The sequence below is a fragment of the Pseudomonas abieticivorans genome, assembly GCF_023509015.1.
GTDB lineage: Bacteria > Pseudomonadota > Gammaproteobacteria > Pseudomonadales > Pseudomonadaceae > Aquipseudomonas > Aquipseudomonas abieticivorans.
Genome location: NZ_CP094975.1, coordinates 2,008,161 through 2,021,841, shown reverse-complemented (window position 1 = coordinate 2,021,841; position 13,681 = coordinate 2,008,161). Strand labels below are relative to the sequence as shown.

Genomic DNA, 13,681 nt, shown 5'->3' with positions numbered 1-13,681 from the left:
CCCCATGAATAGAACCCTCTATACCCTGCTGTTTCATCTGGGCCTGCCATTGGTGGCCGTTCGACTGTGGCTGCGTTCGCGCAAGGCGCCAGCCTATGCCAAGCGCATCGGCGAGCGCTTCGCCTTCGGCCTGCCGGCCTTGCAGCCCGGTGGCATTTGGGTGCATGCGGTGTCGGTAGGCGAAAGCATCGCCGCCGCGCCGATGATTCGTGAGCTGCTGAAGAGTTATCCACAGCTGCCCATCACCATCACGTGCATGACGCCCACTGGCTCCGAGCGCATCAAGGTGATGTTCGCCGATGAGCCACGCATCCAGCATTGCTACCTGCCCTATGACTTGCCATGGGCCGCCGGGCGTTTCCTGGATAAGGCCCGGCCGGTACTGGGGGTGATCATGGAAACCGAGCTTTGGCCCAACCATATCCACCAATGTGCCAAGCGTGGCATCCCGGTGGCGCTGGCCAATGCGCGGCTGTCTGAGCGCAGCGCTCGCGGTTACGCCCGCTTCGCCAAGCTGACCCAGCCCATGTTGGCCGAGATGAGCCTGATCGCGGTGCAGACCGAAACCGAGGCGCAGCGCTTCCGCCAATTGGGTGCGCGGCCGGAATGCGTGCAAGTGACCGGCTCGATCAAGTTCGATTTGAACATCGATCGCCAGTTGCTCGAGCGCGCGGCCCAGTTGCGCGGGCAGTGGCAAGCCACGGCGCGGCCGGTATGGATTGCCGCGAGCACCCACGAAGGTGAGGACGAAATCGTGTTGGCTGCGCACCGGCAAGTGCTGGCGGTGCATTCGGACGCCTTGCTGATTTTGGTGCCACGCCACCCCGAGCGGTTTGATCGGGTGCACGAGCTTTGCCAGGGCTTGAACACGGTACGCCGCTCGACCGGCGCGCCGGTGAACGCCGAACACAGCGTGCTGCTGGGCGATACCATGGGTGAGTTGCTGTTTCTGTATGCCCTGGCCGACAGTGCTTTCGTCGGCGGCAGCCTGGTGCCGACCGGGGGGCACAACCTGCTTGAGCCTGCGGCCTTGTCCAAGCCGGTAATTTGCGGGCCACACCTGTTCAACTTCCTGGAAATCGCCGCGATGATGCGGGACGCGGGGGCGTTGGTCGAGATTGATGATGCGAGCGGCTTGGCCGTGGCGGTGCAGCGCCTGATCGAGTTGCCGCAGGATGCCCAGCGCATGGGCGCTGCTGGCCTTGTGGTGATGAAGGCCAACCAGGGCGCGTTGCAGCGGCTGCTGAGTGCCTTGGCGCAATTGCTGCGCGTACCCTTGTAGGAGCGGACTTATCCGCGAACAGGACGCCGCTTAGTCATTGGCATACCGCGGCGTTCTGTTCGCGGATAAATCCGCTCCTACAGCGGGCGGCGATCTTACTTGGCGGGCTTTAGCAGGTCTTGCGCCGCCTTGGCCAGGTCCGGCGGCAGGAAGTCCTTGTCCGGGTTGTAGTCGGGTTTGAGGTAGCGGGCCAGGTCCTGCAAGTCCTGCGGGCTCAGGGTGCCGGCCGCTTGCTTGAGCCGCAGGTTGTCGAGGATGTAGTCGTAGCGGCTGTTGTTGTAGTCGCGCACCGAACTGTAAAGCTGGCGCTGGGCATCAAGTACGTCGACGATATTGCGCGTGCCCACCTGGTAGCCAATCTCGGTTGCCTCGACCGCGCTCTGGTTGGAGATGATCGACTGCTTGCGCGCTTGTACCTGTTCCACGTCGGTGTTCACCGCGCGGTGCAGGTTGCGGGTATTTTCCACCACCTGGCGGCGCAGGCTTTCGCGTTGTTGCTCGCTCTGATTAAGCCGCTGGTAGGCCTCGCGTACTTGCGAGCTGGTCAGCCCGCCGCTGTACAGCGGAATATTCACCTGTAGCCCGATGCTGCGCTGCGACACGTCGCTGCCGTACACCACGCCCGGCTGCGGGTTGGAAAAACCCAGGTTGTCGTTGTCGCCTTTCTGGTACTGCGCCACGGCATCCACGGTGGGAGCATGGCCGGCCTTGCGCTGGCGCAGGGTTTCCTCGGCCGAGGTCACGCCGTAGTTGCTGGCCAGCAGGTTGAGGTTCTGCTGTGAGGCGGTCTCCACCCAGGCTTTCGCGTCGTTGGGCACTGGTGCCAATACCGGCAGGGTGTGGACGATGCCCTGGATCGAGTTGTAGTTGCGGTTGGTCAGGGTGATCAGCGCCTCGAAGGCATCATCCACCTGGCGCTGGGCGACAATCCGGTTGGCCCGCGCGGTATCGTAGCTGGCCTGGGACTGCAGCACGTCGGTCTTGTCCGACAGGCCCACGTCGAAGCGCTCGTTGGACTGGTCCAGCTGGCGTTTGAACGCTGCCTCTTCAGCTTTGGTCGAGGCCAGGGTGTCCTGGGCGCGCAGTACCGAGAAATAGTCTTCGGCACTTTGCAAAATCAGATTCTGCTCGGTGGCCGAGAGTTGCAGCTGCGCCTGTTCGTCCACGGCTTCGGCGGCCTTGAGCTGGAACCAGCGATCGATGCGGAACACCGGTTGGCTCAGGGTGGCCTGCCAGGAGTTGCCGCTGCGGGTGGCGACCATCCCGGGCTTATCGAATTCGGTGCGGGTATTCTGGATGTTGGCGCCCGCCGACAGGTTGGGCAGCAGGCCGGCACGGGCCTGGGGCACCACTTCGCGCTGGGCGGCGTAGCCTGCACGGGAGGCCGCCAGGTCCGAGTTGTTGTTGGCCGCTTCCTGGTACACGCTGACCAGGTCGGTCTTGTTGGTCAGCGGGCCTTCGGCTGCCCAGGCCAATCCGTTGGTAGCACACGACACGGCGATGGCCAGTGAGAGTTTGCGCAGCATGAGGCAATCCTTGGTGATAAACGCCCAGCGAGTGTAGTTGTACGCACGTTGCGCAACAATCGGGTATTTACGCCTTTTATCGAACGCCATGAATCAACGCTTGGCTTCAGGGCGTCGTGGTGATTAGACTGTGGGCGTTCTTGTCGGGGTGCCTTGCGTTGAGGCTGAGATCGGATAATTCCGGATCCCGTTGAACCTGATCAGGTTAGCGCCTGCGTAGGGAACAAGATTTCTCGTCCTCCCGGCGAGTCCTCTTGTGCTTGGTCCGGGATGTTGTTCGATTTTTGAGCAGCTTTCGAGCACAAAGCACAGCACCGATACCACAGGTGCAATCCGTGCCCTTTCAGGTTCACTCCGACATCCCACTGCTGGATGCTGTCTGGAGAGCCTGTGATGAGTAAACAAGAAAAAAACCTTGCCCACCTGAGCCAATCGGCCAAGGTCGATGAGCAATCGGTACAGCCTTTTACCCGTTCGCAAAAAATCTACGTGCAGGGCTCGCGCCCCGACATTCGCGTGCCCATGCGTGAAGTCAGCCTGGACGTGACCCCGACCGATTTCGGTGGCGAGATCAACGCCCCGGTTACCGTGTACGACACCTCCGGCCCCTACACCGACCCCGCCGTGACCATTGACGTGCGCAAGGGCCTGGGCGACGTGCGCTCGGCCTGGATCGACGACCGTGGCGACACCGAGCGCTTGCCGGGCCTCAGCTCGCACTTCGGCCAGCAACGCCTGGACGATGCCGAGCTGACCAAGCTGCGCTTTGCCCACGTGCGCAACCCGCGTCGGGCCAAGGCCGGCGCCAACGTCAGCCAGATGCATTACGCCCGCCAAGGCATCATCACCGCCGAGATGGAATACGTCGCCATCCGCGAGAACATGAAGCTGGCCGAGGCTCGCGCTGCCGGTTTGCTCAAGCAGCAACATGCCGGCCACAGCTTCGGCGCGAGCATCCCGAAAGAAATCACCGCAGAATTCGTGCGCGAGGAAATCGCCCGCGGCCGCGCGATCATCCCCGCCAACATCAACCACACGGAATTGGAGCCGATGATCATCGGCCGCAACTTCCTGGTGAAGATCAACGGCAACATCGGCAACAGTGCCCTGGGTTCTTCCATCGAAGAAGAAGTGGCCAAGTTGACCTGGGGCATCCGCTGGGGCTCGGACACGGTCATGGACTTGTCCACTGGCAAACACATCCACGAAACCCGCGAGTGGATCATCCGCAACTCGCCGGTACCGATCGGCACTGTGCCGATCTATCAGGCGCTGGAGAAGGTCGGCGGCGTGGCCGAAGACCTGACCTGGGAGCTGTTTCGCGACACCCTGATCGAGCAGGCCGAGCAGGGCGTGGACTATTTCACCATCCACGCCGGCGTGCTGCTGCGCTACGTGCCGATGACCGCCAAGCGCGTCACCGGCATCGTATCCCGTGGTGGCTCGATCATGGCCAAATGGTGCTTGGCGCACCACAAGGAAAACTTCCTGTACACGCATTTCGACGAGATCTGCGAAATCATGAAGGCCTACGACGTCAGCTTCTCGCTGGGTGACGGCCTGCGCCCGGGCTCCATCGCCGACGCCAACGATGAAGCGCAATTCGGCGAATTGGAAACCCTGGGCGAGCTGACCAAGATCGCTTGGAAGCACGACGTGCAGTGCATGATCGAAGGCCCCGGCCACGTGCCGATGCAACTGATCAAAGAGAACATGGACAAGCAGTTGGAGTGCTGCGACGAGGCGCCGTTCTACACCCTGGGCCCGCTGACCACTGACATCGCTCCGGGCTACGACCACATCACCTCGGGCATCGGTGCGGCGATGATCGGCTGGTTCGGTTGCGCCATGCTCTGCTATGTCACGCCCAAGGAACACCTGGGCCTGCCAAACAAGGATGACGTGAAGACCGGCATCATCACCTACAAGATCGCTGCCCATGCCGCCGACCTTGCCAAGGGCCACCCGGGCGCGCAGATTCGCGACAACGCCTTGAGCAAGGCACGTTTCGAGTTCCGTTGGGAAGACCAGTTCAACCTGGGCCTGGACCCGGATACCGCGCGTTCTTACCACGACGAGACCCTGCCGAAGGACTCGGCCAAGGTCGCGCATTTCTGTTCGATGTGCGGGCCGAAGTTCTGCTCGATGAAAATCACCCAGGAAGTGCGTGAGTACGCGGCCAACCAGAAAATCGCCGCGGTGGATGTCTCCGTGGAAGAGGGCATGCGCGAGCAGGCCGAGCGCTTCAAGCAGGAAGGCAGCCAGCTTTACAAGAAAGTCTAGAAAACGATCAACGCCTGCACATCAGGCTGTGGCACGTTGCGACAAATGTAGGGCCGGATTTATCCGGGAATAGGCCGCGCGGGCGGCCGGTGGTGGCCGTTACACGATCGACTGTCGATCGGTAACGCCACTGCGCCGCCGCCGCCAAATTAAAAAACCATCTCCCCCGAGATCCAAATTGAACACACCCAGCCACTACTCCCCGGACCTCGCCGTCCCCACCAGCCAGCGCGTTTTCGGCGCTCGCGACCTGTTTTCCCTGTGGTTCTCCCTAGGCATTGGCCTGATGGTGCTACAAACCGGTGCCCTGCTGGCCCCAGGCCTTGGCTTGTCCGGCTCGTTGCTGGCGATCTTCCTGGGCACCGCCGTCGGCGTGTTGCTGCTGGCCGCCGTCGGCGTGATTGGCAGTGATACCGGCTTGTCCGCCATGGCAGCGCTCAAACTCACGTTGGGCAGCTACGGTGCCTCGGTGCCTGCCATCCTCAACCTGCTGCAACTGATCGGCTGGGGCGCATTCGAGATCATCGTGATGCGCGACGCGGCCAGCCTGCTCGGCGCGCGGGCGTTCAGCGAAAGTAGCTTGTGGGCAAACCCCATGGTCTGGACCTTGCTGTTTGGCGCATTGGCCACGTTGCTGGCGGTCAGCGGCCCGCTGACATTCGTGCGGCAGATATTGCGCAAGTGGGGCATCTGGTTGTTGCTGGCTGCTTGCCTGTGGCTGACCTGGAATCTGTTTGCCAAGGCTGACCTGGCGGCCCTGTGGGCGCGCGCCGGGGATGGCAGCATGGCCTTTGCCGTGGGCTTTGACATTGCCATCGCCATGCCGTTGTCATGGTTGCCGCTGATCGCCGACTACTCGCGTTTCGGCCGTGCGGCCAAAGGCGTATTCGGCGGTACCGTGGTCGGTTTCTTTATCGGCAATTTCTGGCTGATGAGCCTGGGCGTGGCCTACACCCTGGCATTTGCGCCGAGCGGTGACGTCAATGCCTTGCTGATCGCCTTGGCTGGCGCCGGCATGGGCATCCCGTTGCTGCTGATTTTGCTCGACGAGTCGGAAAACGCCTTCGCCGATATCCACTCGGCGGCGGTTTCCACCGGTTTGCTAATCAAGTTGAAAGTCGAGCACCTGGCGCTGATCATCGGCGTGGTGTGCACGTTGATCGCCTGCTTCTCGCCGCTGGCGCAGTACCAGAACTTCCTGCTGTTGATCGGCTCGGTGTTCGCGCCGCTGTTCGGCGTGGTGCTGGTCGACCACTTCATCTTGCGCAAGCGCAGCGCCCAGGTGCAGCAAGTGCCATTGCGCTGGACTGCGTTGCTGGCCTGGCTGGGTGGCATCAGTACCTATCACCTGCTGGCCAACCTCTACCCCGAGGTGGGCGCAACCCTGCCGTCATTGCTGTTGGCAGGGGTGCTGCAGTATGTGCTCGGGCGGGCGATCAGCCGCGGCCCGGAAACAGCTCAGGCTTGATCACGCCGTTCAGGCGCGGGTAGGCGATCTTCAGCTCCGGGTGGCCCATCGCGTAAGGCGCAATGGCGTACACGTCGTACTTGAGGATCACCCCGCCGTACGTCAGGGCAATGTGCGGGGTTTGCTTGAAGGGCCAGGTCTTCACGAAGTCGGCGTCCTGGTCCAGCTTGGCATTCACCAGCCAGCCCCGGTGGGCTTCCTCGGCGGCTTTCCAAAAGGCCGCTTCCTGGCCCGGTACCAGCATGTCCTGCAAGGTCAGCACTTTGTGCTGCTGGCGCGAGTAGTTGATGAAGCCGCGCCCTGGCAGCCCGTGGGCGCCGCCGGTGTCCAGGTAACTGGACACTTCGACCACCACCAATCCGTCATGCTGCTCGCGTACCTTGGCTTGCAGGTAGCTGCTGTTGCGCGCCTGGGCCTGGCTCAGGTACTGGTCTTCGTAGGCCTTGAGCGAGGCGGGCAGCGGCGCGTCGGGCTCGGTGCGGGTCAGTTGCAGCAGGCGACGCTCCACGATCGAGTCCAATTGCGGCTCAGCGGGGAAGTGCACCGTGTCGATGTTCACCAGCGGGCAATCCTGTGCGGCGCAGCCGGGCTTGACGTGTTCCCAAGCGTCGCGCTTGACCTCCAGCGGGGCGCGCAGGTTAGGCTGGAACAAGCTCTGGCAGGCACCCAGGGTCAGGGCCAGGCAGGCCATGGACGTGAATTTCAGGAGCGACATGGTGATCCTTGCGTAGCGGGGCTAAAGATTATCGTGCTTGGACTGTCGGCATCGCCTTCAGTTCGCCACTAAGCTCAATAGTATCGTTTGATACCGGTGCCGCCTATCCCGCAGGTCTCGCCCGTTCCATCTGGGGGGCTGCAATACCGGCACATCACAGTTAGGATGGCGCGAAGCTGCATGGATGGGTAACGAGGTTTTTATGACTGATAGTGCAAATTCTGTCCCGACCAAGGTCGAGATTCTCAAGCGCGAGAACTGCTACAAAGGGTTCTACAAGCTTGATCGCCTGCACCTGCGTCATGAGCTGTTCGCCGGCGGCATGAGCAATGAAATGACCCGCGAAGTGTTCGTGCGCCACGACGCCGTGTGCGTGCTGTGCTACGACCCGCACCGCGATGAGGTGGTGTTGCTGGAGCAGTTCCGCGTGGGCTGCATGGAGAAGACCGCCAACCCTTGGTTGGTCGAGATGGTCGCTGGTCTGATCGACAAGGACGAGCAACCTGAAGAAGTTGCACACCGCGAGGCGCAGGAGGAAGCTGGGCTGACGCTGAAGGCGTTGTGGCCGATCACCAAGTATTTCCCGTCGCCGGGCGGCAGCAACGAATTCGTGCACCTGTATCTGGGCCGCTGTGAAACCGAGGGGGTTGGCGGTTTGCATGGTTTGAAAGAAGAAAACGAAGACATTCGCGTCAGGGTCTGGGCATTCGGTGATGTATTGCAGGCCGTGCGCGACGGTAAAATCATCAACGCGGCAACGATCATCGCCGTCCAGTGGCTGGCGTTGAACCGCGAAGAAGTCAGGGGTATGTGGTCGTGAACCTTTTGCGCGAACGCTATCGGGTCGATCTGGTCGGCTTGCAGGCAGCCTGCGAGGCCAACTACGCGCGCCTGATGCGCCTGTTGCCGGACATGCGGCAAGAGCAACGTTCGCGCAAGGTGGCCATGACCCAAGGTGAGCAGATGCTGGGCGTGCTGACCCTGGAAGTAGTGCTCGCCTGCCCCTATACCACCACGGTCAAGGTGCGCCAGGAACACAGCCTGCCTTGGCTGCCGGTGCCGCAGCTGGAAGTGCAGGTGTACCACGACGCGCGCATGGCCGAAGTGGTCAGCGCCGAACACGCGCGACGCTTTCGCAGCGTGTACCCGTACCCCAATGCGGCCATGCACCAGCCGGATGAAAAAGCCCAGTTGAACCTGTTTCTGGGGGAATGGCTGAGCCACTGCCTGGCGTGTGGGCATGAGTACGAGTACGTGCGCTGATCATCCCCTGGCGGTTTTCAGGGCCTTTTTGCAGGCCTTGAGGTCCGCTGTATCAAACATCAGATTGCGGCTCTTTTGTCTCTGAATGTGCACCACTTCCCGCTCCGCCATTTGCCCCTTGCCCGCAACCCCACCATAATCGGTGCTGAACCCGCGCAAGGAGACGGCATTGCCGAGCCCATCCCCCCAAACATCGGTACTTGTGGTGCAACTCTCGGACAGCCATCTGTTCGCCGAGGCCGAGGGCTCGTTGCTGGGCATGAACACCCGCGACAGCCTGCAGCGGGTGATCGATACGGTGTTGGCCGAGCAACCGGCGATTGATCTGGTGGTGGCCAGTGGCGACCTTTCCCAGGACGGTACGCTGCAGTCCTACCAGGCCTTTCGGGACTTGAGCGCCCGTATCAATGCGCCCGCCCACTGGTTTGCCGGTAATCACGATGAAATGCCGCAAATGGCGCAGGCCGCCGCCGGTGGCGATTTCCTCGAGCCGGTGATTGATGTCGGCGAGTGGCGGATTACCCTGCTCAACTCGGCGGTCTCAGGCTCGGTACCCGGCTACCTGGCCGATGATCAGCTGCAATTGCTGGCGCAATCTCTGAGCGAGGCGCCAGATCGCCATCACTTGGTGTGCCTGCACCATCACCCGGTGTCCATCGATTGCAAATGGATGGAGCCCATCGGTTTGCGCAACCCGCATGCGTTGTTTGACGTGCTCGACCGCTTCCCGCAGGTCAAGGCGTTGCTATGGGGGCATATCCATCAGGACTTCAACAGCGAGCGCAACGGCGTGCAGCTGATTGCTTCGCCGTCGACCTGTATTCAGTTCAAGCCGCGCAGCGAGGATTTTGCCCTGGATGAGCTGGCGCCGGGGTATCGCTGGCTTCGCCTGTTTAACGACGGGCACCTTGAAACCGGGGTTTCGCGGGTGACCGGCCATCAGTTCACGGTTGATCTGACCGGGGAAGGGTATTGAGCGAAATGGCTGATAAATCGTTGCGAATCATCTGAAGGGGCTTCAAATCGCCCACGGCGCGTTAAACTGGGCGTCTTTGCAGCATTGATGATGGAGGCGGCAACGTGTCGGGTTCGATCCTTTATATCCATGGTTTCAATAGCGCACCGGCTTCCAAAAAGGCCACGCAACTGGTCGACGTGATGCAGCGCATCGGCCTGGTCGAGCATTTGCGCGTGCCGGCCCTGCACCATCATCCCCGCCAGGCCATAGCTCAGCTTGAGGCTGCGATCGCTGAACTGGGCACGCCGTTGCTGGTCGGAAGTTCGCTCGGCGGCTACTATGCGACTCACTTGGCCGAGCGCCATGGCTTGAAGGCTGTGCTGATCAACCCGGCAGTCAATCCGCACCAGCTGTTCGACGGTTACCTGGGCACGCAAGAAAACCTGTATACCGGTGAGAGCTGGGAGCTGACCCACGACCACGTTCAGGCATTGGCCGAACTGGAAGTGCCAGCACCTACCGACCCCCAACGTTTTCAAGTGTGGCTGCAAACCGGTGATGAAACCCTGGATTACCGCCGCGCCGAGCTGTTTTACCGGGCGTGCGCCCTGCGTATACAGGCCGGTGGCGACCATAGCTACCAAGGCTTTGCCGCAAGCCTGCCGGCGTTGTTGAGTTTTGCCGGTATCGGGTCTGCCCAGTATCAGGCCATCGATTTTTCCCTGCTGTAACCTTTATTATTTTTCACGAACAACTGACGACGAGAACCCATGGCCACTCCCAGCGCTAGCTCTTATAACGCAGACGCCATCGAAGTCCTCTCGGGCCTCGACCCGGTGCGCAAACGCCCGGGCATGTACACCGATACCACGCGGCCCAACCACCTGGCCCAAGAAATCATCGACAACAGCGTCGACGAAGCATTGGCCGGGCACGCCAAGTCCATCCAGGTGATCCTGCACGCCGACCACTCGCTGGAAGTGAGTGACGACGGCCGCGGCATGCCGGTGGATATTCACCCTGAAGAGGGCGTATCGGGCGTCGAGCTGATCCTGACCAAGCTGCACGCGGGCGGTAAGTTCTCCAACAAGAACTACCAGTTTTCCGGCGGCCTGCACGGCGTGGGCATTTCGGTGGTCAACGCCTTGTCCAATCAGGTGCGGGTCAAGGTCAAGCGCGACGGCAACGAGTACCAGATGACCTTCGCCGATGGCTTCAAGGCCACCGAGCTTGAGGTGATCGGCACCGTTGGCAAGCGCAATACCGGTACCAGCGTATATTTTGCGCCAGACCCCAAGTACTTCGATTCGCCGAAATTTTCGGTCAGCCGCCTCAAGCACGTGCTCAAGGCCAAGGCCGTGCTGTGCCCGGGGTTGCTGGTCAGCTTCGAAGACAAATCCACCGGCGAAAAAGTCGAGTGGCATTATGAGGATGGCCTGCGCTCCTACCTGGTAGACGCGGTGACCGAGTTCGTGCGCCTGCCCGACGAGCCGTTCTGTGGCAGCCTGGCCGGTAATACCGAGGCGGTGGATTGGGCCCTGTTGTGGCTGCCCGAGGGCGGCGACAGCGTGCAGGAAAGCTACGTCAACCTGATCCCCACGGCCCAGGGGGGTACCCACGTCAATGGCCTGCGCCAAGGCCTGCTGGACGCGATGCGCGAGTTCTGCGAGTTCCGCAACCTGCTGCCGCGCGGCCTGAAGCTGGCACCGGAAGACATCTGGGAGCGCATTGCCTTCGTGCTGTCGATGAAGATGCAAGACGCGCAATTCTCTGGCCAGACCAAAGAGCGCCTGTCGTCCCGCCAAGCCGCAGCCTTCGTGTCTGGTGTTGTGAAGGACGCTTTCAGCCTGTGGCTCAACGCCAACCCGGAGCTGGGTAACCAACTGGCAGAGTTGGCCATCAACAACGCCGGGCGTCGCCTCAAGGCCAGCAAGAAGGTCGAGCGCAAGCGCATCACCCAAGGCCCCGCGTTGCCGGGCAAGCTGGCTGACTGCGCCGGGCAAGACCCTATGCGCTCCGAGCTGTTCCTGGTTGAGGGTGACTCTGCCGGCGGTTCTGCCAAGCAGGCCCGGGACAAGGAGTTCCAGGCCATCCTGCCGTTGCGCGGTAAAATCCTCAACACCTGGGAAGTGGATGGCAGCGAAGTGCTGGCCAGCCAGGAAGTGCACAACATCGCGGTGGCCATCGGTGTAGACCCGGGCGCGGCAGACATGAGCCAGTTGCGCTATGGCAAGATCTGCATCCTCGCCGACGCCGACTCCGACGGCCTGCACATCGCCACGCTGCTGTGTGCACTGTTCGTGCAGCATTTCCGCCCTCTGGTGGATGCTGGGCACGTTTACGTGGCCATGCCGCCGCTGTATCGCATCGACCTGGGCAAAGAGATCTACTACGCCCTGGACGAATCCGAACGTGACGGTATCCTCGACCGCCTGGTGGCCGAGAAGAAGCGCGGCAAACCACAGGTCACCCGATTCAAGGGCCTGGGTGAGATGAATCCGCCGCAGCTGCGTGAAACCACCATGGACCCGAACACCCGTCGGCTGGTGCAGCTGACGCTGGACGATTTTGCCCACGCCTCGGAAATCATGGACATGCTGCTGGCGAAAAAACGCGCCGGCGACCGTAAGAGCTGGCTTGAGTCCAAAGGCAACCTGGCCGAGGTGCTGACCTGATGCGGTTGGGGTTGGCAGCACTGCTGCTGATTGCCTTGCCCGCGCTGGCGCAGCCGGTGCCAGAGCTCAAGTTGCTGTCCGAGCACCCGGTAGACGGGATGCGCGGCGGCAACCTGTCGGGCCTTGCGATGTGCGGCGACCGGCTGTGGACCGAGTCCGACCGCGATGACGACCTGATCTACCGGCTCGATACCAGCGATACCGTGTGGAAGGCAGAGAACGTCCACATCGACGTGCCGCCCGTGCCCGACACCGGGCTGCCGCTAATGCTGCGCGCGGTGGGCAAGGCGGCTTCGGTGATCCGCGGTGGGGTGCTGGACTTCGAAGGCATTACCTGCGACGCCAAGGGCAATCGCTACCTGGTCAGCGAAGGCTTTGCCGCCGTGCTGCAGGTGCCAGTGGATGGCGCGCCAAACTGGTTGAAAATCGACCCGAGCGTGATTCAGGAGGCGCACGCCAAAGGCTTGCTGCGCAAGTTCAACGCCATATTCGAAGGCTTGGCGATCAATGCCGCCGGTGACCAGCTGTGGCTGGCAGCAGAGCGCGAACACCGCGGCATACTGTCGGTGCGCAAGCGTGCGGACGGCAGTTGGGGGTGCTTGCCAGGTACCTGCATCCTGTTGAACGAAGGCGGCACGCGCATGCAGCCCTCGCAGTTCCCGACCCCCAAGCTTGCGTCCCGTGATTTTTCCGACGTGTCGTTGTACAAAGGCAAGCTCTATACCCTTGAACGTAATGTCTATCAGATTTGCCGACGCGACGCCAAGACCGCCGTGTTGGAACGTTGCTGGTCTTATGCGGGCGAGCTGTTGACCACGCCTCGGCAATACGCCCAGGAATACGGCCTGGAAGAAGCGCTGGTGATTGATGCCGACGGCGCCTGGGTGGGGGTCGACAATAACGAGGGAGCTCGCAACGACGGCGAAAAACGTCCGATCGTCTGGCGCTTCGCCGCGCCGGATGGTGGTTGGGAGCAGCCTTGAGTTCACCGGTGCCAGGTAGGCGGGCGGGGCGTTTTTTCTTCCTGCTGGCCTGGATCGCCGGCCTGTACCTGGCCACGCGGTTCTTTGCCGGCTGGGAGCAGCGCGAGGAAAACCCCAATCAGGTGGTGGGCTCGCAACATGGGCAGGGTTATGTAGAGGTCAACCTGCTGAGTAACCGCCAAGGGCATTTTGTTGCCGATGGGCGGGTAAACGGGCAGAAAGTGCAGTTTATGGTCGACACTGGCGCCACCTTCGTGGCGGTGCCAGAGCCGGTTGCCAGGCGCCTGGAGCTGGAACGTGGCATGCCTGTTGCGCTCAATACTGCCAATGGCCGTACCCAAGGCTACCAGACGCAACTGGCCAGCTTGCAATTGGGCGACATCACCTTGAAAGGCGTGCGCGCCGTGGTGATGCCTGGCCTGGACGATGAGCAGATTTTGTTGGGCATGAGTGCCCTGAAACAACTTGAATTTACCCAGCGTGGTGGCAATTTGCTGCTGCGCCAGACTACGAAATGATGAGGCCCGC

12 protein-coding genes and 1 riboswitch are annotated in these 13,681 nt (G+C 61.8%); of the genes, 10 read left to right on the top strand and 2 right to left on the bottom strand.

The features are described 5' to 3' along the window. The first annotated feature begins 4 nt into the window (after positions 1 to 4). A complete protein-coding gene (gene waaA, locus L9B60_RS09110; RefSeq protein ID WP_249678160.1) occupies positions 5 to 1,282 on the top strand; it encodes a lipid IV(A) 3-deoxy-D-manno-octulosonic acid transferase in 1,278 nt (425 codons plus the stop codon). Positions 1,283 to 1,377: 95 nt separating this feature from the next. Here waaA and L9B60_RS09105 read toward each other — a convergent pair whose 3' ends face one another. After that, entirely contained in the window at positions 1,378 to 2,808 is a 1,431-nt protein-coding gene (locus L9B60_RS09105; RefSeq protein ID WP_249678159.1) for a TolC family outer membrane protein, read from the bottom strand. A gap of 134 nt (positions 2,809 to 2,942) precedes the next feature. Further along, a riboswitch (TPP riboswitch) is annotated at positions 2,943 to 3,048 on the top strand. Between the two features lie 153 nt (positions 3,049 to 3,201). On the opposite strand from L9B60_RS09105, the gene thiC reads away from it, so the two are divergent. Both thiC and cytX read left to right on the top strand, forming a co-directional pair. Further along, entirely contained in the window at positions 3,202 to 5,091 is a 1,890-nt protein-coding gene (gene thiC, locus L9B60_RS09100; RefSeq protein WP_249678158.1) for a phosphomethylpyrimidine synthase ThiC, read from the top strand. Between the two features lie 178 nt (positions 5,092 to 5,269). Further along, the gene (gene cytX, locus L9B60_RS09095) at positions 5,270 to 6,559 is read left to right on the top strand and encodes a putative hydroxymethylpyrimidine transporter CytX (RefSeq protein ID WP_249678157.1); all 1,290 of its coding nucleotides are present in this window, start codon (positions 5,270 to 5,272) and stop codon (positions 6,557 to 6,559) included. Here cytX and L9B60_RS09090 read toward each other — a convergent pair. Beyond that, entirely contained in the window at positions 6,528 to 7,274 is a 747-nt protein-coding gene (locus L9B60_RS09090) for an RsiV family protein (protein WP_249678156.1), read from the bottom strand. The two genes, cytX and L9B60_RS09090, sit on opposite strands and share 32 nt — an antisense overlap. Before the next feature lie 202 nt (positions 7,275 to 7,476). On the opposite strand from L9B60_RS09090, the gene L9B60_RS09085 reads away from it, so the two are divergent. From L9B60_RS09085 to L9B60_RS09055, 7 genes are all read left to right on the top strand, one after another. Further along, a complete protein-coding gene (locus tag L9B60_RS09085; protein ID WP_249678155.1) occupies positions 7,477 to 8,094 on the top strand; it encodes an NUDIX domain-containing protein in 618 nt (205 codons plus the stop codon). After that, a complete protein-coding gene (locus L9B60_RS09080) occupies positions 8,085 to 8,537 on the top strand; it encodes a DUF1249 domain-containing protein (protein ID WP_249678154.1) in 453 nt (150 codons plus the stop codon). Before L9B60_RS09085 ends, L9B60_RS09080 begins: the two co-directional genes overlap by 10 nt. 169 nt (positions 8,538 to 8,706) lie before the next feature. Continuing rightward, a complete protein-coding gene (gene cpdA, locus L9B60_RS09075) occupies positions 8,707 to 9,513 on the top strand; it encodes a 3',5'-cyclic-AMP phosphodiesterase (RefSeq protein WP_249678153.1) in 807 nt (268 codons plus the stop codon). A 104-nt stretch (positions 9,514 to 9,617) separates the two neighbouring features. Further along, complete coding sequence (locus tag L9B60_RS09070; protein ID WP_249678152.1) at positions 9,618 to 10,226, top strand: YqiA/YcfP family alpha/beta fold hydrolase; 609 nt, start codon at positions 9,618 to 9,620, stop codon at positions 10,224 to 10,226. A 39-nt stretch (positions 10,227 to 10,265) separates the two neighbouring features. Next, complete coding sequence (parE, locus tag L9B60_RS09065; protein WP_249678151.1) at positions 10,266 to 12,170, top strand: DNA topoisomerase IV subunit B; 1,905 nt, start codon at positions 10,266 to 10,268, stop codon at positions 12,168 to 12,170. Beyond that, the gene (locus L9B60_RS09060; RefSeq protein ID WP_249678150.1) at positions 12,170 to 13,153 is read left to right on the top strand and encodes an esterase-like activity of phytase family protein; all 984 of its coding nucleotides are present in this window, start codon (positions 12,170 to 12,172) and stop codon (positions 13,151 to 13,153) included. The genes parE and L9B60_RS09060 overlap by 1 nt, the downstream gene beginning before the upstream one ends. Next, positions 13,150 to 13,671, top strand: coding sequence for a retropepsin-like aspartic protease family protein (locus tag L9B60_RS09055; RefSeq protein WP_438866080.1), 522 nt, complete (start codon positions 13,150 to 13,152; stop codon positions 13,669 to 13,671). Before L9B60_RS09060 ends, L9B60_RS09055 begins: the two co-directional genes overlap by 4 nt. Positions 13,672 to 13,681: the final 10 nt, after the last annotated feature.